The 21,859-nt window shown below is 73.3% G+C and carries 22 protein-coding genes; 10 read left to right on the top strand and 12 right to left on the bottom strand.

The genetic code is table 11. The features are described 5' to 3' along the window. Window positions 1–7: 7 nt before the first annotated feature. On the bottom strand, window positions 8–781 hold the full coding sequence (locus ABZ898_RS22960) for an IclR family transcriptional regulator (protein WP_361661895.1): 774 nt from the start codon (window positions 779–781) through the stop codon (window positions 8–10). A 175-nt stretch (window positions 782–956) separates the two neighbouring features. Here ABZ898_RS22960 and ABZ898_RS22955 point away from each other — a divergent pair, with 175 nt between their 5' ends. From ABZ898_RS22955 to ABZ898_RS22940, 4 genes are all read left to right on the top strand, one after another. Then, entirely contained in the window at window positions 957–2,489 is a 1,533-nt protein-coding gene (locus ABZ898_RS22955; RefSeq protein ID WP_361661892.1) for an aldehyde dehydrogenase (NADP(+)), read from the top strand. 26 nt (window positions 2,490–2,515) lie between these two features. Then, entirely contained in the window at window positions 2,516–3,124 is a 609-nt protein-coding gene (locus tag ABZ898_RS22950; protein ID WP_361661889.1) for a DUF1349 domain-containing protein, read from the top strand. 140 nt (window positions 3,125–3,264) lie between these two features. Then, window positions 3,265–3,984: a DsbA family oxidoreductase gene (locus ABZ898_RS22945; protein WP_361661886.1), complete on the top strand. Its 720-nt coding sequence runs from the start codon at window positions 3,265–3,267 to the stop codon at window positions 3,982–3,984. A 76-nt stretch (window positions 3,985–4,060) separates the two neighbouring features. Next, window positions 4,061–5,122 carry an aminotransferase class V-fold PLP-dependent enzyme gene (locus tag ABZ898_RS22940; protein WP_361661883.1) on the top strand — a complete coding sequence of 354 codons (1,062 nt, stop codon included), beginning with the start codon at window positions 4,061–4,063 and terminating at the stop codon, window positions 5,120–5,122. A 76-nt stretch (window positions 5,123–5,198) separates the two neighbouring features. Here ABZ898_RS22940 and thpD read toward each other — a convergent pair whose 3' ends face one another. The 5 genes from thpD to ABZ898_RS22915 all read right to left on the bottom strand — a co-directional run bounded on the left by thpD (window position 5,199) and on the right by ABZ898_RS22915 (window position 9,757). Then, window positions 5,199–6,095 carry an ectoine hydroxylase gene (thpD, locus tag ABZ898_RS22935; RefSeq protein WP_361661880.1) on the bottom strand — a complete coding sequence of 299 codons (897 nt, stop codon included), beginning with the start codon at window positions 6,093–6,095 and terminating at the stop codon, window positions 5,199–5,201. A 7-nt stretch (window positions 6,096–6,102) separates the two neighbouring features. After that, a complete protein-coding gene (locus tag ABZ898_RS22930) occupies window positions 6,103–6,507 on the bottom strand; it encodes an ectoine synthase (protein WP_030815454.1) in 405 nt (134 codons plus the stop codon). An 18-nt stretch (window positions 6,508–6,525) separates the two neighbouring features. Beyond that, window positions 6,526–7,797 (bottom strand): diaminobutyrate--2-oxoglutarate transaminase, encoded by a 1,272-nt coding sequence (gene ectB / locus ABZ898_RS22925; RefSeq protein ID WP_361661877.1) that lies wholly within the window; start codon window positions 7,795–7,797, stop codon window positions 6,526–6,528. A gap of 23 nt (window positions 7,798–7,820) precedes the next feature. Beyond that, window positions 7,821–8,339, bottom strand: a complete 519-nt coding sequence (gene ectA, locus ABZ898_RS22920) for a diaminobutyrate acetyltransferase (RefSeq protein ID WP_361661874.1) — start codon at window positions 8,337–8,339, stop codon at window positions 7,821–7,823. A 317-nt stretch (window positions 8,340–8,656) separates the two neighbouring features. Then, the gene (locus tag ABZ898_RS22915; protein WP_361661871.1) at window positions 8,657–9,757 is read right to left on the bottom strand and encodes an aminotransferase class V-fold PLP-dependent enzyme; all 1,101 of its coding nucleotides are present in this window, start codon (window positions 9,755–9,757) and stop codon (window positions 8,657–8,659) included. A gap of 203 nt (window positions 9,758–9,960) precedes the next feature. Between ABZ898_RS22915 and ABZ898_RS22910 the strand changes: the two genes are divergently transcribed. The 5 genes from ABZ898_RS22910 to ABZ898_RS22890 all read left to right on the top strand — a co-directional run bounded on the left by ABZ898_RS22910 (window position 9,961) and on the right by ABZ898_RS22890 (window position 14,677). Next, window positions 9,961–10,800, top strand: coding sequence for a basic amino acid ABC transporter substrate-binding protein (locus tag ABZ898_RS22910; protein ID WP_361661868.1), 840 nt, complete (start codon window positions 9,961–9,963; stop codon window positions 10,798–10,800). Between the two features lie 3 nt (window positions 10,801–10,803). Further along, a complete protein-coding gene (locus ABZ898_RS22905) occupies window positions 10,804–11,637 on the top strand; it encodes an amino acid ABC transporter permease (protein WP_361661865.1) in 834 nt (277 codons plus the stop codon). Further along, on the top strand, window positions 11,634–12,416 hold the full coding sequence (locus ABZ898_RS22900) for an amino acid ABC transporter ATP-binding protein (RefSeq protein ID WP_361661862.1): 783 nt from the start codon (window positions 11,634–11,636) through the stop codon (window positions 12,414–12,416). Before ABZ898_RS22905 ends, ABZ898_RS22900 begins: the two co-directional genes overlap by 4 nt. A 43-nt stretch (window positions 12,417–12,459) precedes the next feature. Then, a complete protein-coding gene (locus ABZ898_RS22895; RefSeq protein ID WP_361661859.1) occupies window positions 12,460–13,551 on the top strand; it encodes an amidohydrolase family protein in 1,092 nt (363 codons plus the stop codon). A 157-nt stretch (window positions 13,552–13,708) separates the two neighbouring features. Further along, window positions 13,709–14,677, top strand: a complete 969-nt coding sequence (locus tag ABZ898_RS22890) for an SCO1860 family LAETG-anchored protein (protein ID WP_361661857.1) — start codon at window positions 13,709–13,711, stop codon at window positions 14,675–14,677. A gap of 22 nt (window positions 14,678–14,699) precedes the next feature. On the opposite strand, the gene cobC is transcribed toward ABZ898_RS22890, so the two are convergent. Genes cobC through cobM form a run of 6 tightly spaced genes read right to left on the bottom strand, consistent with a single transcriptional unit; the run spans window position 14,700 to window position 20,984 of the window. Then, window positions 14,700–15,752: an Rv2231c family pyridoxal phosphate-dependent protein CobC gene (gene cobC / locus ABZ898_RS22885; protein WP_361661854.1), complete on the bottom strand. Its 1,053-nt coding sequence runs from the start codon at window positions 15,750–15,752 to the stop codon at window positions 14,700–14,702. Next, a complete protein-coding gene (locus ABZ898_RS22880) occupies window positions 15,742–16,665 on the bottom strand; it encodes a sirohydrochlorin chelatase (protein ID WP_361661851.1) in 924 nt (307 codons plus the stop codon). Before ABZ898_RS22880 ends, cobC begins: the two co-directional genes overlap by 11 nt. Then, window positions 16,662–17,249: a precorrin-8X methylmutase gene (locus ABZ898_RS22875; RefSeq protein WP_361661848.1), complete on the bottom strand. Its 588-nt coding sequence runs from the start codon at window positions 17,247–17,249 to the stop codon at window positions 16,662–16,664. The genes ABZ898_RS22880 and ABZ898_RS22875 overlap by 4 nt, the downstream gene beginning before the upstream one ends. After that, complete coding sequence (cobJ, locus tag ABZ898_RS22870) at window positions 17,246–18,937, bottom strand: precorrin-3B C(17)-methyltransferase (RefSeq protein WP_361661845.1); 1,692 nt, start codon at window positions 18,935–18,937, stop codon at window positions 17,246–17,248. Before cobJ ends, ABZ898_RS22875 begins: the two co-directional genes overlap by 4 nt. Further along, window positions 18,934–20,169, bottom strand: a complete 1,236-nt coding sequence (cbiE, locus tag ABZ898_RS22865) for a precorrin-6y C5,15-methyltransferase (decarboxylating) subunit CbiE (protein ID WP_361661842.1) — start codon at window positions 20,167–20,169, stop codon at window positions 18,934–18,936. The genes cobJ and cbiE overlap by 4 nt, the downstream gene beginning before the upstream one ends. Beyond that, window positions 20,166–20,984, bottom strand: coding sequence for a precorrin-4 C(11)-methyltransferase (gene cobM / locus ABZ898_RS22860; RefSeq protein WP_361661839.1), 819 nt, complete (start codon window positions 20,982–20,984; stop codon window positions 20,166–20,168). The genes cbiE and cobM overlap by 4 nt, the downstream gene beginning before the upstream one ends. A 140-nt stretch (window positions 20,985–21,124) precedes the next feature. Here cobM and ABZ898_RS22855 point away from each other — a divergent pair, with 140 nt between their 5' ends. Further along, on the top strand, window positions 21,125–21,856 hold the full coding sequence (locus ABZ898_RS22855; protein ID WP_361661836.1) for a ZIP family metal transporter: 732 nt from the start codon (window positions 21,125–21,127) through the stop codon (window positions 21,854–21,856). The last annotated feature ends 3 nt before the right edge of the window (window positions 21,857–21,859 follow it).

Below are 21,859 nucleotides of genomic sequence, written 5' to 3'. Positions count from 1 at the left end.
TGACCGCTCAGAGCCGCCGCGTCGCCAGCGTGAGCCGGTCCCTCGCGTCCAGCAGCGCGTCCTTGATCATCTGCTCGTGCGCCGGGGTCAGCCGGGCCACCGGCACCGAGCAGCTCACGGCGTCCCGGGCCGGGGTGCGGTACGGCACCGCCACGCCGAAACAGCGCAGGCCGAGGGTGTTCTCCTCGCGGTCCACGGCGTACCCCTGCTCGCGGACGCGGCGCAGCTCCTCGATCAGCTCCTCCCGGTCGGTCACCGTGTGCTCGGTGAGCGCGGGCAGTTTCTCGGGCAGCAGGGCCCGCACCTGGTCGTCGGTGTGCGTGGCGAGCAGCGCCTTGCCCAGCGAGGTCGAGTGCGCGGGCAGGCGGCGGCCGACACGGGTGAAGGGACGCAGGTAGTGCTGGGACTGGCGGGTGGCGAGGTACACCACGTTGGTGCCGTCCAGCCGGGCCAGGTGGATGGTCTCGGTGGTGTCGTCCGCGAGCCGGTCCAGCGCGGGCCGGGCCGCCGCGACCACCTCGTCGCCGTCGATGTAGGAGGTGCCGACCAGCAGCGCCCGCACCCCGATGCCGTACCGGGTGCCCGTCGCGTCCGTCTCCACCCAGCCCAGCTCCACCAGCGTGCGCAGCAGCATGTACAGGCTGGACTTGGGATAGCCCACGGCCTCCTGCACGTCCGCCAGGGAGTGCATGCCGGGGCGGCCCGCGAAGTACTCCAGCAACTCCACTGTCCGCACCGCGGACTTGACCTGTGCCCCGCCGCCCGACTCGGCTGCCGTCATCGCTCCTGGACCCTTCGCTCGGCTCAGCCTTGACAAGGCTGCGGGGCCCTGGATACCGATGCCCCCGGACCTATAGTCTCCGAGCAGCTCATTCACCATCGGGGACGGCGTTCAGCATATCGAACGTGCCGATGGCGGAAGTCCGGCAGTGCGGCCTTGTCTGGAGGGAACCGCGGTGACAGCAGCATCAGTCTGGAGTGTCGACCCGCGTACGGGGAAGCGCCGGGAGCAGGTCGCGGTGGAAGCCACGGCGGAGGAGGTGGACTCCGCCGTCCGGGAGGCGCACGCCGCGCGCGACGCCCTCGCCGACCGTGCCGTCCGCGCCGCCTTCCTGCGCTCGGCGGCCGCCGGCCTGGAAACGGCCGGCGCGCTGCTGATCGAGGTCGCCGACGCGGAGACCGCGCTCGGCCCGGTCCGCCTGACCGGCGAACTCGCGCGCACCGTCTACCAGTTGCGGTCCTTCGCCGACCTCGTGGACGAGGGCGCCTTCCTGGACGTCGTCATCGACCACCCCGATGCGGCCGCCACCCCGCCCGTGCCGGACCTGCGCCGCTGGAAGATCCCGCTCGGCGTCGTGGCCGTCTACGCCGCTTCCAACTTCCCCTTCGCCTTCTCCGTCGCGGGCGGCGACACCGCGAGCGCGCTCGCCGCCGGCTGCCCCGTCGTGGTCAAGGCCCACCCCGACCACCCCGCGCTGTCCGAACTGATCGCCAAGGTGCTGCGCCGGGCCGCCGCCGGACACGGACTGCCCGCGGGCGTGGTCGGCCTGGTGCACGGCTTCACGGCGGGCGTCGACCTCGTCCGCCATCCGCTCCTCGCCGCCGCGGGTTTCACCGGCTCGGTGCGCGGCGGGCGGGCCCTCTTCGACGCCGCCGCCGCGCGTCCGGTGCCGATCCCGTTCCACGGCGAACTGGGCTCGCTCAACCCGGTCGTGGTCACCGGGGCGGCGGCGGCCGAGCGGGCGCAGGAGATCGGCGCCGGACTGGCCGCCTCCATGACCCTCGGCGTCGGCCAGTTCTGCGTGAAGCCCGGCCTGGTGCTGGTGCCGTCCGGGGCCGAGGGCGACGGACTGGTCAAGGCGCTCACCGACGCCGTCAGCGACACCGAGCCCGGTGTGCTGCTCGACCACCGCATGCGGGACGCGTTCCTGGCGGGCGTGGCCGAGCGCGCGGCGCTGCCGGAGGTGGAGTCGCCCGTCACACCGGGCGCGGCCGGGGCGCACACGGTCGGCGCGGGCTTCCTCACCGTCCCCGCGGCCCGGCTCACCGGGGCGGGCGGCGCGCACGAACCGCTGCTTCAGGAGTGCTTCGGCCCGGTCACCGTGGTGGCCCGCTACGAGGACGAGGACGAGCTGGCGGCCGTGCTGGAGCGGCTCCCGGGCAGCCTCACCGCCACCGTGCAGCTCTCCCCGGCCGAGGCCGCGGGGCAGGGGGACGCGGCCGGGCTGCTGGCCCGCCTCACCCCGCTGGCCGGGCGCGTCGTGGTCGACGGCTGGCCGACCGGGGTCGCGGTGGCCCCGGCCCAGCACCACGGCGGCCCGTACCCCGCCACCACCTCCACCTCGACCTCGGTCGGCGGCACCGCGGTCGAGCGCTGGCTGCGCCCGGTCGCGTACCAGAACACCCCCGAGCCGCTGCTGCCGCCCGAGCTGCGCGACGGCAACCCGCTCGGCCTGCCCCGCAGGTACGACGGCGTCCTCGAACGCTGACGCGGGCCGCCTGCGAGAATCGCCGGATGGACATAGAGCTTCCCGAACTCCCTTTCCCCTTGCGGACGTACGGACCCGACGGCCACTGGTCCTACGAGAAGGGCGTGCTGACCGGCTGGGCCGGGCCCCGGCAGGACCGGTTCGTCACGCCGACCGGTGAGGCGCTGGACCCGGCCGGCGACGCACCCCGGCTGCTCGGGGCGCCCGAGGGCGACTTCCAGCTCATCGCCCGCGTGACCGTCGGCTTCAACGCCGCCTTCGACGCCGGGGTGCTCTACGTCCACGTCGGCGACCGGGCCTGGGCCAAGCTCTGCCTGGAGAACTCCCCGGACGTGCCCACCATCTGCACGGTGGTCACCCGGGGTCACTCCGACGACGCCAACTCCTTCACCGTGCCCGGAAGTTCCGTCTGGCTCCGGCTGAGCCGCACCGGCCGCGCCCTGGCCTTCCACGCCTCCCGCGACGGCGAGCGCTGGACCTTCGTCCGCCTCTTCACCCTCGGCGACGAGAAGGAGACCGGGGCCGCCCTGGTCGGCTTCATGACCCAGTCGCCCCTGGGAGAGGGGTGCGTGGTGACGTACGACCGCCTGGAGTACCGGCCGCTCTGGCCCGCCGACCTGCGCGACGGGAGCTGAGACGGGCGAGCCGGGGCAGGGGTGCCGGGGGCCGGGGTGCCGGGGAATGAACCCGGCTCATTGAATGTTCACACACTTCGGATGATCCCGTTCAGGGGCGGAGAAAGGCTCCGCCCCGGTCAGAGCCTTGAGAGAGTGACATGCGCGTCGAGATTTGGTCGGACATCGCCTGCCCCTGGTGTTATGTCGGCAAGGCCCGTTTCGACAAGGCGCTCGCCGCCTTCCCGCACCGGGACGAGGTCGAGGTCGTGCACCGTTCCTTCGAGCTGGACCCCGGGCGGGCCAAGGACGACGTGCAGCCGGTGATCACCATGCTGACGCGGAAGTACGGCATGAGCGCGGCCCAGGCCGAGGCCGGCGAGGACAACCTCGGCGCCCAGGCCGCCGCCGAGGGCCTCGACTACCGCACCCGCGGCCGCGACCACGGCAGCACCTTCGACATGCACCGCCTGCTGCACTTCGCCAAGGAGCACGGCCGGCAGGAGGCCCTGCTGGAGCGGCTGTACCGGGCGAACTTCGCCGACAAGCACTCCGTGTTCACCTCCGGCGACGAGCACCTGGTGGAGCTGGCCGCCGCGGCGGGCCTGGACGCCGACGCCGCCCGCGCCGTCCTCGCCGACCCCGCGGCCTTCGCCGACGAGGTCCGCGCCGACGAGCAGGAGGCCGCGCAGCTCGGCGCGAACGGCGTCCCCTTCTTCGTCCTCGACCGCACCTACGGCGTCTCCGGCGCCCAGCCCGCCGAGGTCTTCACCCAGGCCCTGACCCAGGCGTGGGGCGAGCGCACCCCGCTGCGGACGCTGGCCCAGGACGGCGCCGGCACCTGCGGCCCGGACGGCTGCGAGGTGCCCCGGCAGGGCTGACTCATAAGGGTTGCTTACCGGCACCCCGTAGAGATGCGTGATGGACGACGGCATCCGTGCGCCGCACAGTGGAGCCATGGAGACCACGGAGACGTTCGAGAGCCTCGTCCGCGCCGAGTTCGCCCCGGCCGGGACCTTCCTCAACACCGCCAGCAACGGCCTGCTGCCCGCCCGTGCCGTCACCGCCCTGCGGGAGGCGGCGCTGCTGCGGGCGCAGGGCAGGCCGCTGACCGCGCTCTACGACGACGTGGAGGCGTGCCGGGCCGCCTACGCCCGGCTCGCGGGGGTCCCCGTCGAGCGGGTCGCGCTCGGCACCTCGGTCGCCGCGCACGGCGGTGTCCTCGCCGCCTCGCTCCCCCCGGGCGCCGAAGTCCTCACCGCCGAGGACGACTTCGCCTCCGTGCCGAACCCGTTCCACGTCCGGGGCGACCTCAAGGTGCGCGCGGTGCCGGTGGAGCGCATCGCCGACTCGGTCCGCCCCGGCACCGCGCTCGTCGCCGTCAGCGCCGCACAGTCCGCCGACGGCAAGGTCGCCGACCTGCCCGCGCTGCGCGAGGCCGCCCGCACCCACGGCGCCCGTACCTACGTCGACTTCTCCCAGGCCGCAGGCTGGCTGCCGATGGACGCGGGGGAGTGGGACTTCAGCTCGTCGGTCGCCTACAAGTGGCTGCTCGGCCCGCACGGCGTCGCCTTCCTCGTCCTGCCCGAGGACTTCGGCGGGCTCACCCCTCTGCTCGCGGGCTGGGTCGCGGGCGAGAGGCCCTGGGACAGCTGCTACGGCCCGGTCACCGAACTCGCCCACTCCGCCAGGCGGTTCGACCTCAGCCCCGCGCTGTTCTGCTACCCGGGGCTGCGCCGCTCCCTGGAACTGGTCGAGGAACTGGGCGTGTCCGCGATCCACGCCCACGACACCGCCCTGGCCGACCGTTACCGGGCGGGGCTCGCCGCCCTGGGCCACGAGGCGCTGCCCGCGCCGGGCTCGGCGATCGTCTCGGTGCCGGGCCTCGGCTCGCGGCAGCCGGACCTCAGCCGCGCCGGCATCGAGGTGTCCGACCGCGCGGGCAACCTGCGCGCGTCCTTCCACCTCTACAACACCGAGGCCGACGTGGACCGTCTGCTGGACGCGCTCACCGGCTGAGCCGCGGACATGACCGGGCCGGTGCCTCCCGTCCCACACGAAGAGGCACCGGCCCGGTGACCGTAGGGGTGCGGCGCTACCGCACCGGGGTGAAGTCCCGCGACCCGATGAACTCCGGCCTGCGCACCGGCGCCGCGAACGGCTCCACCGCCGTGTTCTCCACGCTGTTGAACACGATGAAGACGTTGCTGCGCGGGAACGGCGTGATGTTGTCGCCGGAGCCGTGCATGCAGTTGCAGTCGAACCAGGTGGCCGAGCCCGCCGCACCCGTGAACAGGCGGATGCCGTGCTCACCGGCCAGGTCGGTCAGCGCCTCGTCGGACGGGGTGCCCGCGTCCTGCATCTGGAGCGACTTCTTGTAGTTGTCCTTCGGGGTGGCGCCCGCACAGCCCACGTACGTCTTGTGCGACCCCGGCATGATCATGAGGCCGCCGTTGGTGTCGTGGTTCTCGGTCAGCGCGATCGAGACGGACACCGTGCGCATGCTGGGCAGGCCGTCCTCGGCGTGCCAGGTCTCGAAGTCCGAGTGCCAGTAGAAGCCGCTCGCCCCGAAACCGGGCTTGACGTTGATCCGCGACTGGTGGACGTAGACGTCCGAGCCGAGGATCTGCCGGGCCCGCCCGACCACCCGTTCGTCGTGCACCAGGTTGGCGAAGAGTTCGCTGAGCCGGTGCACCTCGAAGACGGAGCGGATCTCCTGGGACTGCGGCTCCACGATCGAGCGCGCGTCGGCGCGGATCGCGGGGTCGCCGACCAGCCGGTCCAGCTCCCGCCGGTAGACCTGGACCTCGGCAGGGGTGATGAGCTGGTCGACGGTGAGGAAGCCGTCGCGCTCGAACCCCTCCAGTTCGGCCGCCGGGATGGGGCCCGGCGTGCTCGGGGAACCCCAGACGACCGGGTCCTGGCGCGGCACGCGCACCTCGGTGGCACCCCGGCTCGGGTACAGGTCGGTGGTGGTGGTGAGGGTGGTCATGGGTTTCTCACACCTCCTCGGGCTCGGTGAGCAGCGGGTAGACGCCGTTCTCGTCGTGGTCCTCCCGCCCGGTCACGGGCGGGTTGAACACGCAGATGCAGCGGAAGTCCTCCTTCACCCGCAGTGTGTGCCGCTCGTGCCCGTTCAGCAGGTACATGGTGCCGGGCGTGATGGTGTAGACCTGACCGTCCTCGTGGTCGGTCAGCTCGGCCTCGCCCTCGGTGCAGACGACGGCCTCGATGTGGTTGGCGTACCACATCGACGTCTCGGTCCCGGCGTACAGGACGGTCTCGTGCAGGGAGAAGCCGACCCGCTCCTTGGCGAGCACGATGCGCTTGCTCTCCCAGGTACCCGATTTGGCCTTCACATGCCGGTCGGTGCCCTCGATGTCCTTGAACGAACGGACGATCACGGTGTCTCCTCCTTCTTGCTAGGCGGTCTCCCGGACGGCGCGGGCGAGGATGCTCAGCCCCTCGTCCAGCTCCTCCGGGGTGATGGTCAGGGCGGGCAGCAGCTTGACGACCTCGCCCTGGGGTCCTGAGGTCTCGATGAGCAGACCCAGCTCGAAGGCGCGCCGGGCCACCTGGGAGGCGCGCGCGGCGTTGTGGAACTCCATGCCCCACACCAGGCCGCGTCCGCGGTACTCCTTGACGTCGGCGAGGTTCTCCTCGGTGATGGAGATCAGCTCGCGCTCGATCTGCTCGCCGCGGGTGCGGGTCTGCTTCTCCATGGCGGCGCCGTCGGCCCAGTACGTCTCCAGCGCGGCCGTGGCGGTCACGAAGGCCGGGTTGTTGCCGCGGAAGGTGCCGTTGTGCTCGCCCGGCTCCCAGATGTCCAGCTCCGGCTTGAACAGGCACAGCGACATGGGCAGGCCGTAGCCGGAGATCGACTTGGAGACCGTGACGATGTCGGGCGTGATCCCCGACTCCTCGAAGGAGAAGAACGCGCCGGTACGGCCGCAGCCCATCTGGATGTCGTCGACGATCAGCAGCATGTCCTGCCGCTCGCACAGCTCCTTCAGCGCGCGCAGCCACTCGGGGCGGGCGACGTTGATGCCGCCCTCGCCCTGGACGGTCTCCACGATCACCGCGGCGGGCTTGTTCAGGCCCGACCCCTGGTCCTCCAGCAGCCGCTCGAACCACAGGAAGTCGGGCACGGTGCCGTCGAAGTAGTTGTCGAACGGCATCGGGGTGCCGTGCACCAGCGGGACACCGGCGCCGGCCCGCTTGAAGGCGTTGCCGGTGACGGCGAGCGAGCCAAGCGACATGCCGTGGAAGGCGTTCGTGAACGACACGATGGCCTCGCGGCCCTTCACCTTCCGGGCCAGCTTCAGCGCGGACTCCACCGCGTTGGTGCCCGTCGGGCCCGGGAACATGACCTTGTACGGCAGGTCGCGCGGCCGGAGCACCAGGTCCTGGAAGGTCTGCAGGAAGGTGCGCTTGGCGGTGGTCGACATGTCCAGCCCGTGGGTCACCCCGTCGCGGGACAGGTAGTCGATCAGCGCCCGTTTCAGCACGGGGTTGTTGTGGCCGTAGTTGAGTGAGCCTGCCCCGGCGAAGAAGTCGAGGTAGGCGTGGCCGTCCTCGTCGTACATCCTGCTGCCCCGCGCCTGGTCGAACACGACGGGCCAGCCGCGGCAGTAGCTGCGGACCTCGGACTCCACGGTCTCGAAGACGCTCAGGTCGGGCTGGGTGATGGTCACGGTGATTCGCTCCTCGGGGGGCGTCAGTGCGCCGGGACGTGGGTCAGCGGGCCTATGCGGTACAGCACTTCGGGGTCGTGCGGGCCGTCCGGGAAAAGCTCCTCGCCGAACAGCGTCTCGCGGGTCAGGCGGGCGCCGTGACGCTCGGCGAACGAGGTGAACAGCCGCTCGGAGGCGGTGTTGCCGGGGGTGATGGTGGTCTCCACATCCGTGACGCCCCGCTCGGCGGCCAGACGCGCGGTCAGCCCGTCCAGCAGCGCGGCGGCGATGCCCCGGCCGCGCTGGGAGCCGTCCACGGCCACCTGCCAGACGAGCAGGGTGTGCGGGCGGTCCGGGCGGACGTAGCCGGTGACGAACCCGACCGGCTCACCGTCCTCGCCACGGGCCACCGCGGAGGTGCCGGCGAAGTCCCGGCACCACAGCAGATAGCTGTACGAGGAGTTCAGGTCGAGCGTTTTCGAGTCCCTGGCGAGACGCCAGAGTGCGGCGCCGTCGGTCACCGCGGGTCTGTCGATGAGCAGGTCGGCGGATGCGGAAGTCATGCGGCCTGAATTTAGCGAGGTGAATAGCAAAATGCACGAGGGCGATCTTGGTTTGAGTCGGACAGCAGAGGTATATGTCGGCTTTGGTATAGGAGAAACAGGGGCAAAGAGTGCGGCTTGTGGAGTGTGTCACAGGGCGGAAACCTGTCGGAAACCAAGGTTGTTTAGCTCTGCAAAAACAGGGCAGGAGATTATGGCCGAGCCAGATCGAATGAATTCACGGGGAATTTAAGGCGCATGGTCAGGTGGCCGGAAAAAGAAAACAGCCCGCGCGAATTCGCGCGGGCCGCAACCGGGAGCCGGAAACCGGCCGGGCGTCAGTCCGTGATGCCGTCCACCGCGAGCAGGGCCGCCTCCGGGTCCACCGTGAGCCCCTGCCGGGCCATCGCCCCGCCCAGCGCCACCAGCGAGCGGCGCACCACCTCGGCCGTGGCGTCGGGCCCGTAGTGGTTCACCCGCACCATCTCCTTGGCGAGCGCCCCGCCGCCCGCGGCCAGCGGCAGCGACGGGTCGCTCTCCAGCGCCAGCGCCACCAGTTCCGAGGCCACCGTGCCCGGCGGCACCCGCAGCGTCGTCGCCACCGGAGCGGCGTCCCGCTCCTCGCGTACGTAGGGCTCCAGGCCGCCGCCCAGCGCGAGCGCTCCCGCCCGCGTCGCCCGCGCCGCCCGACGGTGCCGGGCCATCACCGCGTCCAGGCCGTCCGCCTCGATCCGCTCGACGCAGGCGTCCAGCGCCAGCATCTCCAGCTGGGCCGGGGCGTGCGGCAGCGCCTTGCGGCCGCCGCCGATCCAGCGCTCCTTCCAGTCCAGCAGGGAGAGGTAGGAGCGGCGCGGGGCGTCGGGGTTGGCGGCCATCCGCTCCCACGCCCGCTCGCTCACCGAGATCGCGGACACCCCGGCGGGGCCGCCCATCGCCTTCTGTGCGCCGATCACGCACAGGTCCACGCCCCACGCGTCCGGCAGCACCGGCTCCGCGCCCACCGAGGCGACCGCGTCCAGGTAGAACAGGGCGCCCTGCTCCCGTACCGCCTCGCCGATCTCCGCGACCGGGTTGGTGTTGCCGGTGGCCGCCTCCGCGTGCACCAGGGAGACGAAGTCGATCTCCGGGTGCTCGGCGAACGCGGCCCGTACCTGGTCGGCGGTGACCGCCGAGTGGAAGGGCACCGCGAGGTCGTGCACGGTCGCGCCGGAGTCGCGCAGCCAGTCACCGAAGGTCTGGCCGTACGGGCCCGTGATCACGTTCAGCGCGACGGTGCCCGGACCGGCGGCCGCGCGGATCGCGCCCTCCAGCGGCAGCAGCGCCTCGCCCTGGGTGATCAGCACGTCCTGCCGGGTGTCCAGCAGCCGGGCCACCCGGTCCTCGATCGCGGCGAACCGCGCGGCGCTCAGCGGGGGGAGGTCGAGGAGGGGATGGGTCACGGCGGGTGCCTTCTTCGCTCACGAGGTCCACGGGGCCGGCCCCGGCGGGCCGACGGTGACGAGGGTAACTGTCGGCCTCCGTGCCGTTTTGACCGGCGACATCTTAGGCTGGGCGGCCGCGAACCCATCAGTTTGATTTGAGAGGCCCAAACCTCTCCTTATAATCGGAACCCACAGTTCCCCCCGATCGGGAGATTCCCCCCATGAAGACCCTCCTTCAGCGCCGGCCCCGTGTGCTGGCAGCCATCACCGCGACGGCCGCGATCGCGCTCGTCGCCGGCTGCTCCTCGGGCGGCGGGGGCGGGAAGACCACCGTCAAGGGGGTCCACCTCGCCAACGGCGGAGCGCTGACCGTCTGCACCCACCTGCCCTACCCGCCGTTCCAGTCGGTGGTCGACGGCAAGGTGCAGGGCTTCGACGTCTCCCTGATCGACCTGGTCGCCAAGGACCTGGGCGTCAAGCAGAAGATCGTGGACACGCCGTTCGAGAACTTCAAGACCGGCGCCTTCCTCAACTCCGGCCAGTGCGACCTGGCCGCGGCGGGCATGACGATCACCGACGAGCGCAAGAAGAACGTCGACTTCTCCGACCCGTACTTCGACGCCACCCAGGCCGTCCTGGTGAACAAGAAGAGCGGCATCAAGTCGCTGGCCGGTCTCAAGGGCAAGAAGCTCGGCGCCCAGGCGCAGACCACCGGTGAGGACCTCGCCAAGAGCAAGGGCCTCGACCCGGTCTCCTTCCACTCCTCCGACGCGGTCCTCAACGGCCTGCGCACCGGCCAGGTCCAGGCCGTGGTCATCGACTACCCGGTGGTCCAGGGCTGGCTGAAGGACAAGGCCAACGCCTCCGCCTTCCAGGTGGTGGACAACATCAACACCGGCGAGGAGTACGGCTTCACGGTGAAGAAGGGCAACACCGCGCTGCGGGACGCCATCGACAAGGCGCTGGCCCGCGCCAAGTCCGACGGCGAGTACAAGAAGATCTACGAGAAGTGGATCGGCCCGTACGACCCGTCCGCCGCCTCTCCCTCCGCGGGCTCCTGACCCATGGCAGACACAGACACCCGCGTCCAGCCCCGCAAGAAGGGCCTGACCCGCAGGCAGCGGCGCAGGCTCTCGCGCGGCGCCCAGTACCTCGTCTTCGTCGCCGCCGTCCTCGCCTTCGCGTTCTCCGCGGACTGGGGGCGGCTGAAGAACCAGTTCGCGCAACTGCCCATCGCCGAGCAGATGTTCCCCGACATCATCACGCTGGCGCTGAAGAACACCGTGCTCTACACGCTGTCCGGCTTCGTCGTCGGACTCGTGCTGGGCATCGTCGTCGCCCTGATGCGGCTGTCCTCCGTGGGGCCGTACCGCTGGCTCGCCGGCATCTACATCGAGATCTTCCGGGGCCTGCCCGCCCTGCTGATCTTCATCTTCGTCGGCGTCGGCGTGCCGCTGGCCTTCCCGGACGTGCAGTACCCGGGCGGCACCTACGGCAAGGTCGCCGTCGCCCTCGGCCTGGTCTCGGCCGCCTACATGGCCGAGACGATCCGGGCGGGCATCCAGGCGGTGCCCAAGGGACAGATGGAGGCCGCGCGCTCGCTGGGCTTCTCGCCCGCGCGGGCCATGATCTCGATCGTCATCCCGCAGGCGTTCCGCATCATCCTGCCGCCGCTCACCAACGAACTGGTCCTGCTGTTCAAGGACTCCTCGCTGGTGCTGTTCCTCGGGGTGACGCTGGAGGAGCGCGAGCTGTCCAAGTTCGGCAACGACCTGGCCAGCACCACCGCCAACTCCACCCCCATCCTGGTGGCCGGCCTGTGCTATCTGCTGGTCACCATCCCGCTCGGCTTCGTCGTACGGCGGATGGAGTCCAAGTCCCAGGAGGCGATCCGGTGAGCACGCCCGAGATCCGCGTCGAGGGGCTGCACAAGTCCTTCGGCGACAATCATGTCCTGCGCGGTGTCGACCTGGAGATCGGCCAGGGCGAGGTGGTCTGCGTCATCGGGCCGTCCGGCTCCGGCAAGTCCACCCTGCTGCGCTGCGTCAACCTGCTGGAGGAACCCCAGCAGGGCACCATCGTGGTCGGCGGCACCGAGCTGACCGACCCGGACGTGGACATCGACGCCGTACGCCGGCGCATCGGCATGGTGTTCCAGCAGTTCAACCTGTTCCCGCACCTCGACGTCACCGAGAACCTCACGCTGCCCCAGCGCCGGGTGCTCGGCCGGGACAAGGCGGCGGCGGAGAAGGTCGCGGCGGAGAACCTGGCCCGGGTCGGGCTCTCCGACAAGGCGCGCGCCTACCCGTCCTCGCTCTCCGGCGGCCAGCAGCAGCGCGTGGCCATCGCCCGCTCGCTCGCCATGGGCCCCGAGGTCATGCTCTTCGACGAACCGACCTCCGCGCTCGACCCCGAGCTGGTCGGTGACGTGCTCGCGGTGATGCGGGGGCTCGCCGAGGAGGGCATGACGATGATGGTCGTCACCCACGAGATGACCTTCGCCCGCGAGGTCGCCGACCGGGTCGTCTTCATGGACGGCGGTGTCATCGTCGAGCAGGGCACCCCCGAGGAGGTCATCGGGAACCCGAAGAACGAGCGGACCCGGCACTTCCTCTCCCGCGTCCTGGACCCGGCGATGGCCGAGGTCGAGGACGCGCCGGGCAAGACGGCGGAATAGCCGGGGCTTCAGCGGACGGGCCCGCCTCACTAAGGTGCGGTGCATGAGCGATCACGCGGTGCTGCACGTGAAGGGGCGGGTCCTGGCCGGGCCCGACGACGTCCGCGACGAGCTGTGGGTGGTCGGCGGGCGCGTCACCTACGACCGCCCGGCGGGCGCCGGTGACGTGCGGACCGTCGACGGCTGGGCGCTGCCCGGCCTGGTCGACGCCCACTGCCATGTCGGCCTCGGCGCGGACGGCCCGGTCGACGCGGACACCGCCGAGAAGCAGGCGCTCACCGACCGCGAGGCCGGGGCGCTGCTGATCCGGGACGCCGGTTCGCCCTCCGACACCCGCTGGGTGGACGACCGCGACGACCTCCCGAAGATCATCCGCGCCGGACGGCACATCGCCCGCACCCGGCGCTACATCCGGGGCTACGCCCACGAGATCGAGCCCGCCGACCTCGTCGCCTACGTCGGCCGCGAGGCGCGGCGCGGCGACGGCTGGGTCAAGCTGGTCGGCGACTGGATCGACCGGGGCGTCGGCGACCTCGCCCCCTGCTGGCCGCGCGAGGCGGTCGAGGCGGGCATCGCGGAGGCGCACCGGCTCGGCGCACGGGTCACCGCGCACTGCTTCGCGGAGAGTTCCCTGCGCGACCTGGTCGAATCGGGCATCGACTGCATCGAGCACGCCACCGGTCTCACCCCCGAGCTGATCCCGCTGTTCGCCGAACGAGGCGTCGCCATCGTGCCGACCCTCGTCAACATCGCCACCTTCCCGCACCTCGCGGCGGGCGGCGACGACAAGTACCCCCGCTGGTCGGCGCACATGCGCCGCCTCCACGAGCGGCGCTACGACACGGTCCGCGACGCCTACGACGCGGGCATCCCCGTGTACGTGGGCACCGACGCGGGCGGCTCCCTGCCGCACGGGCTGGTCGCCGCCGAGGTCGCGGAACTGGTCACCGCCGGCATCCCGCCCGTCGAGGCGCTGGCCGCCACCAGCTGGGCCGCCCGCGCCTGGCTGGGCCGGCCCGGCCTGGAGGAGGGCGCCCCGGCCGACCTGGTGGTCTACGAGTCCGACCCGCGCGCCGACGTACGGGTGCTCGCGGCGCCCCGCCGGGTCGTGCTCAACGGGCGGGTCGTGCAGTAGGAGCGGGTGACGCCGGGGGAACGGGCGTGCCCTCTTATTCGAAAGCGGGGACGGAAACCCCACGATGGAGTGAAGTAACTCAGGATCGCCGCCCGTTCACCCACAGTGCGTAAAAGTTGTCGGGTCCCAAGCAAGTCCCACCTGGGGGTCCACCGCCTTGAACAGCGACAACTTCCGCATGCCCGCACGTCGCCTCGCCGCCGTCACCACGGCCACCGTCCTCGCGGCGGCGCCCCTGCTCCTGGGCGCGAGCCCCGCGCACGCCACCGGCGGTCACGGACGCGCCTCCGCCGCCGTGCTGCGCGCCGGGCTCGACGTCGGCCTGCTCCACCACACCGCCGACGTCCCGCTCACGCTCTCCCTCAATGAGGTCCGCGCACCGGGCAGCGCCGACCGCACGGCCCTGTCGGCCAGGCTCGACGGTGTGAACGGCGGCCGCCCCTTCTCCGTGCTGCGCGCCGACGTCGCCTCGGCCAGAGCCACCGCCACCGACGAGCGCGCCGAGGGCACGGTCCGGCTGACCGACGCCCGGCTGCACGTGCCCGGACTCCCGCTGCTCGCCCTGGTCGAGGTCGGCACGGTCACCGCGCGGGCCACCTGCGTGGCCGGGCGGAAGCCCGAGGCCGAGGCGAACGTCCTCGGCGCGGTCACCGTGTTCGGCAAGCGCACCACCCTCACCGCGGGCGGCCCGACCGAGGTCCGCGTGCCCGGCGTCGGCGAGGTCCGCCTCGACCTCGCCGAGCGCCGGACCACCTCCGGCACGGCGGCCGCCACCGCGCTGCGGCTCAAGGTCTCCGTGGACCCGCTGCGGCTGAACGTGGCCGAGGTGACGGGCACGGTCACCCTGGCCGAGGCCACCTGCGAGACGCCGGAAGGGGCGCCGGAGGAGGAGACGGCACCGGCCGGGGCGGCCGAGCCCGAGAAGCGCGAGTCCGCTCAGCCTGAGAACCAGGAGTCCGCCGAGCCCATGCGGGAGCCCGAGGCCAAGGCCGGGCCCCAGGGCGCGCGCGGCGACCTCGCCGAGACCGGCGGCAGTTCCGCCACCCCGTACGTCGCGGGCGGCGCGCTGGCCCTGCTCCTGCTCGGCGGGGGAGCGGTGACGCTGGCCCGCAGGCGCCGGGGCTGAGCCCCGGCGGCGGGCCGCCCGCCTACGCCAGCGCCTTGCCCAGAGCCTCGACGAACCCCGCCGTCGTCGCCCGGTCCCGGACCGCCACCCGGAGCCAGTCCGGCCCCAGACCGGGGAAGGTGTCGCCGCGCCGCACCGCGTAACCCAGCTCGCGCAGACGCCCCCGTACCCCTTGGGCGTCCGGCACCTCCAGCAGCACGAAGGGCGCCTCGGCCGGGCCCGTGACCCGCACGCCGTCCGACGCCAGCCCGGCCAGACCGGCCAGGAGGTGAGCGCGGTCGGCGGCCGTCCGGTGGGCCGCGTGGGCCGCCTCGGCGAGGGCCCGCGGGGCCACACAGGCCCGGGTCGCGGCCAGGGCCGGGGTGGACACCGGCCACAGCGGCTGGGCGCGCTCCAGGGCGGCGACCGTGTCCGGCGGCCCGAGCACGTAGCCCACCCGGAGGCCCGCCAGGCCCCAGGTCTTGGTCAGGCTGCGCAGCACGACCAGGCCCGGCACGTCCGTCCGCCCGGCCAGCGCCTCCCGCTCACCCGGCACCGCGTCCATGAACGCCTCGTCGACCACCAGCGTCCGCCCCGGCCGGGCGAGCCGGGTGAGCACACCGGCCGGGTGGAGCACCGAGGTGGGGTTGGTCGGGTTGCCGACGACCACCAGATCGGCATCCTCGGGCACCAGGGCCGGGTCCAGCCGGAACCCGTCCCGCGCGTCCAGCAGCACCCGCTCCACCGCGTGCCCCGCGTCCCGCAGGGCCGCCTCCGGCTCGGTGAACTGCGGATGCACCACCACCGGGCGCCGCACTCGAAGCGCGCGGGCCAGCAGCACGAACGCCTCCGCCGCGCCCGCCGTCAGCAGCACCCGCTCCACCGGCAGCCCGTGCCGCTCCGCCACCGCCGCCCGCGCGGCCCGCCCGTCCGGGTAGGCCGCGAGGCCGGTCAGCGAGGCGGCGATCTCCTCGCGCAGCCAGCGCGGCGGCGTGTCCGCGCGGACGTTGACGGCGAGGTCCGTCAGACCGGCCCCGGCGTCCCGGACCTCGGCGTCCCCGTGGTGCCGCAGATCCGGCCCGGCCTCAGTGCGCATGGCTGTGGCTGTGCCCGCCGTGGTGGTGGTGACCGTGTCCGTGGCCGTCGTGGCCGTCGTCGTCCGGGTGGAAGTGCGGCTGCTGCGGAGCGCCCACCTTGTCCTCGAAGCCCGGCAGCGCGATCCGGTACACGCAGGAGTCGCAGTTCATGCGCAGATCACCGGCGACGGCCTCCGCGTACCGCTCCATCACCAGGTCGAGCAGCTCCGGCTCGGGCCCGATCACGTCCGCCGACCGCACCTCGATCTCCGGGTGCGCGGCCGCCCACTCCTCGGTCTGCCGCCGCACCCGCTCCGGGAGGATGCCGGTGAACAGGAAGTACGGCAGCACCACGACCCGCCGCGCCCCCAGCCGGGCGACCCGGTCCAGGCCGCTCGGCACGTCCGGCGCCGCGAGCGACACGAACGCCGTCTCCACCCCGGCGTATCCGCGCCCCTCCCACAGCAGGCGGGCCGCCTTGCAGACCTCGGCGTTGGCGTCCGGGTCGGTGGAGCCGCGTCCGACCAGCAGCACGGTCACGTCCTCCCGGCCGGTGCCCGCGAGCGCCTCGTCCAGCCGGCGTTCCAGCACGCTCAGCAGGGCGGGGTGCGGGCCGAGCGGGCGGCCGTAGGTGTAGGTCACGCCCGGGTGGCGCTCCTTCTCGCGGGCCAGCGCCGCCGGTATGTCGCCCTTGGCGTGCCCGGCGGACACCAGCATCAGCGGCACGGCGGCGAACCGGCGCACGCCCCGCTCGACCAGCTCGGTGACGGCGTCGCCCAGCGGGGGCGGGGACAGCTCGATGAAGCCGCCCGCGACGGGGATCTCCGGATGGCGGCGGCCCAGCTCCTTCACGAAGTCGCGGAACGCCTCGGCGCCGGCCTCGTCACGGGTGCCGTGTCCGGCGACGAGCAGGGCGGGGGACTGGGGGGTCACGGTTTCTCCTCGGGGGAAGTCGGGTGGTACAGCAGGGCGTTGAGCGCGGCCGCGGCGACCGCCGAGCCGCCCTTCTCGGACACGTTGCTCACGGCGGGCAGCCCGCTCGCGCGCAACGCCTCCTTGGACTCGGCGGCGCCCACGAAGCCGACCGGCAGCCCGATGACGAGCGCCGGGTCGGCGCCGAGGGTGAGCAGTTCCTCCAGCGCGGTCGGCGCGCAGCCGATCACCCACAGCGCGCCGGGGCCGACCTGCTCGTACGCGAGCCGTATCGCGTGCGCCGAACGGGTCAGGCCGTCAAGGGCCTTGGCCTCCCGCAGCCGGCAGACGGTGTCGCGGCGGGTGATCCCGGCCGCGACCATCTCCACGTCCACGACGACCGGCGCCCCCGCGTGCAGCGCGGCGTGCCCGCGCCGGAGGTCGTCCTCGGCCGTGACGAGGTCGCCTGCGTAGTCGAGGTCGGCGGCGGAGTGGATGACCCGCTCGACCACCACCCGGGTCAGCGGCGGGAAGCCGGAGGTGTCCAGCCGGGCGCGCAGCCGCCGGAAGGACTCCTGCTCGATGGGGTGGACGACGCGGCTCACCGGGCTCCCTCCGGGGCGTGCTGCCAGCGGTAGCCGCGCGGGGTCACCATGCGCCCGGCGATGTTCCGGGTGGCGGTGTTGCCGACGGTGACCACCGTCATCATGTCGACGGTCGCCGGGTCCAGTGCGGCGAGCGTGGTCAGCCGCACGGACTCGTCGGGCCGGGAGGCGTTGCGCACCACACCGACCGGCGTCCCCGGCTCCCGGTGCCCGGCGAGGACGGCGAGCGCCTTGGGGAGCTGCCAGTCCCGGCCGCGCGAGCGGGGGTTGTAGAAGGTCACCACGATGTCCGCCTCGGCGGCCGCGCGCACCCGGCGCTCGATGACCTCCCACGGGGTGTGCAGGTCGGACAGGCTGATCGACACGTGGTCGTGGCCCAGTGGCGCGCCCAGCACCGCACCGGCCGCGAGGGCCGCGGTGACACCGGGCACCCCCACCACGTCGATGTCGTCGGACGCCTCGGCCAGCGCCGGGGAGGCCATGGCGTACACGCCCGCGTCCCCGCTGCCGATCAGCGCCACCGCGTGCCCCTCACGGGCCTCCGCGACCGCCGTACGCGCCCGCTCCTCCTCCGCGCCGAGACCCGACTCCAGCACCCGGGTGCCGGGCCGGATCAGGTCGCGGATCTGGTCGACGTACTGGTCCAGGCCCACCAGCACCGAGGCGCGCCGCAGTTCGGCCGCCGCGCGCGGGGTGAGCAGGTCGCGGGCGCCGGGCCCGAGCCCGACCACCGCGAGCCGCCCCCGGCCGGGACGCCGTACGACCGCGCAGGTCGCCATCGCGGGCGTGGCCGCCGACTTCCGCTTGGGTACGAGGAGTTCACCGCCGTTCCTGAGCGCGGCGGCCTCCGCCACGGACGGGGTGCCGACCGCCGCGAGGGGCGCCTCGGAGGGGTTCGGCACGGACACGGCGGCCAGTTCGTCCGCCGGGTACGTCACCAGGGGCACGCCCAGCCGCTCGGCGGCGGCCACGATGCCGGGCTCCTCCGACTTGGCGTCCACGGTGGCGAGTTCGGCCACCGAGCGCACCGAGAGGCCCGCCTCGCGCAGCGCCTCCTCGACCAGCCCGAGCACCTCCTCGACCGGCGCATCCTTGGACGCGCCGACGCCCACCACCAGGGTCGGCGGCCGCAACAGCACCTCCCGCGGGCCGGGTCGCACGGCCCGGTCGGTCAACCGCACCGTGTGCGCGCCCTGTTCGGCAAAAGGCACCGGTGGCAGCGGCCAGGGCACCTCGGCCTCCAGCGCCACCGGCTCACCGTCCAGCAGCGCCCGCGACACCGCCGCGACCGCGCCCTCGACCGGCAGGCCCAGGGTGTCCAGCCCGGCCAGGCCCACCGCGTCCGTCGCCGTCGTCACCACGGGCTCCGCACCCAGCAACCCGGCCACCTCGTAGGCCAGTTCATTGGCGCCTCCGCCGTGCCCGCCGACCAGGGACACCGCGAACCGGCCGCCCTCGTCCACGCACACCACACCCGGATCGGCCGCCTTGTCCCCGAGCAGCGGGGCCAGCAGCCGGACCGTGGCACCGGTGGCCAGGAAGCACACCAACTGCCCGCACTCCGCGAACGCCGCCCGTACGGCCTCCCCGGCCGGGCCTTCGTACACCCGCGTACGGTCCGGCCAGGCCGCGGCCAGCCGGTCGCGGGCCGCCGCCCCCGCCGCGGTGGCGGAAATCAGGCCGATCACTGGACTCCTCCTTCACTCCGTGCCGGGAGGCGGTCGCCCCACAGCAGGAAAACGGGGTTGCCGGCCGCCAGCCGGGTCACCTCACCCGGCAGCGGCGCCAGCCGCGACGACTGCAACAGCACCCCGTCGCAGCTCAGCCCGGCCCGCGTCAGCGCCTCGCGCACCGGGCCGACCCGGTCCAGCGCGGCCACGGCCACCACGACCGTCCGCCGCGCCCGCTTAGCGCAGACGCCGACCACGGCGGGCAGATCACGTCCGCCACCGCCCACGAACACCGCGTCGGGTTCGTCGAGACCGGCCAGCGCCTTAGGGGCGGTGCCGTGCACCACGCTCACGTCGACGCCGTGGGCGCGGGCGTTGGCCCGTACCCGTCCGGCGCCGTCCTCGGTCTTCTCCACGGCGGTCACGGCCGCGCCGAGCCGCGCGCACTCCACCGCCACCGAGCCCGACCCCGCGCCCACGTCCCACACCAGATCGCCCAGGCGCGGCCCGAGCCGGGCGAGCGCCAGCGCCCGCACCTCGAACTTGGTGATCATCGAGTCCCGGTGCGCGAACTCGTCCTCCGCCAGCGCCCACCGCGCCGGTCCGGCACCCGGACCGGCGAGCGTGCGCGGACCGTCCTCGTCACGGCTCTCGTCCAGGCACAGCACCACGCTCACCGCAGGCCCCCAGTCCCGCGCGGCGGCCTCGGCCGGCGTCACCCGCTCCACCCGCTCCCGCTCCGGATCACCGAGCGCGCGCACCACGACCAGCACCCGGCCCGTACCGTCCAGCCGGGCGCCCAGCTCGGCCGGACCCGAGCCCGGACCGGTCAGCACGGCGACCTTCGGGCGCGCCCGGCACACGTTCACCGCGGTCCGCAGATCCCGCCCGTGCGCGCTCACCACGACCGCGTCGTCCCAGGTCAGCCCCAGCCGGGCGAAGGCACCCGCCACCGAGGACACCCCCGGCCGCACATCCAGCGCCCCGGCCCCGAAGCGCTCGGCCAGCACCCGCACGATCCCGAAGAACCCCGGATCACCCGAGGCCAGCACCGTCACCGGCCGCTCCTCGGCCACGTACTCCCCGATCGCGTCCAGGGCGGGCGCCAGCGGGCCGAGCACCACGCGTGCCGCGCCCCCGGGCACCGGCGCGGCGTCCAGATGGCGCCGCCCGCCGACCACCAGCTGGGCCCCGGCCAGCGCGTCCGGCGGGAGCGGGGCGCCCGTCCCCGCGCCGACGACCGTGATCAACTGTTCGCCCCCCGCTCACGCAGCGCCCGCCGCGCCTCGGGGTCGGCCTTGCGGAAGCCGTGGAAGTGGCCGGGGTGGTACAGGTGCGAGCGGGTGCCGTGCGCGTCCAGCGCCGCACCGACCAGGAACAGGGTGTGCTTCCACAGCTTGTGCTCCTTGACCGTCTCCTCCAGGGTGCCGATGGTGCACCGCACCACCAGCTCCTCCGGCCAGGTCACCTGATGGGCGACCACGACCGGGGTGGACGTCGGGTAGCCGCCCTCCAGCAGCTCGCGCACCAGCTGGCCGCTGCGCGCCGCCGACAGGAACACCGCCATCGTGGTGCCGTGCCGCGCGAACTCGCGCACCTCCTCGCCGGGCGGCATCGGCGTCTTGCCGCCGCCGAGCCGGGTCAGGATCACCGACTGCGCCACCTCCGGGATGGTCAGCTCCCGCCCCGCGAGCGCCGCCACCGCCGAGAACGACGAGACGCCCGGCACGATCTCCGTGGCGATCCCGACCTCCGCGCACCGGTCCACCTGCTCCTGCGTGCCGCCCCACAGCGAGGGGTCCCCGGAGTGCACGCGGGCCACCTTCAGCCCCTCCGCGTGGGCACGCCGGTACACGGCCACCACGTCCTCCAGGGACAGCGTCGCCGAGTCCAGGACCTCCGCGTCCGCGCGGGCGTGCTCCAGCACCTCGGCGCGGACCAGACTGGCCGCCCAGATCACCACGTCCGCCTCCGCGATCGCGCGGGCCGCGCGGAACGTCAGCAGATCGGCGGCACCGGGCCCGGCACCGACGAACGTCACCTTGCCGGCGGGGGCATCGGCCATGGGAAGGGTCCTCTCCTCGAGGGAAGCCCGGACGCGTGGTCCGGATGTGACAGGTGAAACCCGGACGAATGTCAGGGTCTGGCGGGGTTCGCGGGTCGCTGGATGTGCGCACAGGGCCCCGCATCGGATAGCAAGGGCTTATGGCGGTCCTTGTCGCGCTCGGCGCGTTCCTGATGACGCTGGCCGGCGGCTGGACGGCGCAGCGCGTGACCGACCGCCGTCACCTGGTCCTGGGCCTGGCGGGCGGCCTGATGCTGGGCGTCGTCGGGTTCGACCTGCTGCCCGAGGCGCTGGAGGCGGCCGGGCACAAGGTGTTCGGCGTACCGGCGGCGCTCGTGCTGTTCGTCGCCGGGTTCCTGCTGGCCCATCTGGTGGAACGTCTCCTCGCCGGACGCCAGGCCGCCCACGGCGCCGGAGAGCACACCCACCGGGCGCCCGAGGTGGGCCTGACGGCGGCCGCCGCCATGGTGGGGCACAGCTTCATGGACGGCGTGGCCATCGGCGCCGCCTTCCAGATCGGCGACGGCCCCGGCGTGTCCGTCGCCCTCGCCGTGATCGCGCACGACTTCGCCGACGGCTTCAACACCTTCACCATCACCAGCCTGTACGGCAACGCCCGCCGCCGGGCCGTGGCCATGCTGGTGGCCGACGCCTGCGCGCCGTTGCTGGGCGCGCTGTCGACCGTGTTCCTCCACGTCCCCGGACCGCTGCTCGGCGGCTACCTCGGCCTCTTCGGCGGCGCGCTGCTCTACCTCGCCGCCGCCGAGATCCTCCCCGAGGCCCACCACGACCACCCGGCCCGCTCCACCGTGCTCTGCACCGTCGCGGGCGTGGCCTTCATCTGGCTGGTGGTCGGACTCTCCGGCGGCTGACCC

The sequence above is a fragment of the Streptomyces sp. NPDC046860 genome (assembly GCF_040645115.1).
Classification (GTDB): domain Bacteria; phylum Actinomycetota; class Actinomycetes; order Streptomycetales; family Streptomycetaceae; genus Streptomyces.
Note: the sequence above shows the minus strand (reverse complement) of the source record. Positions and strands in the feature narration are given on the sequence as shown.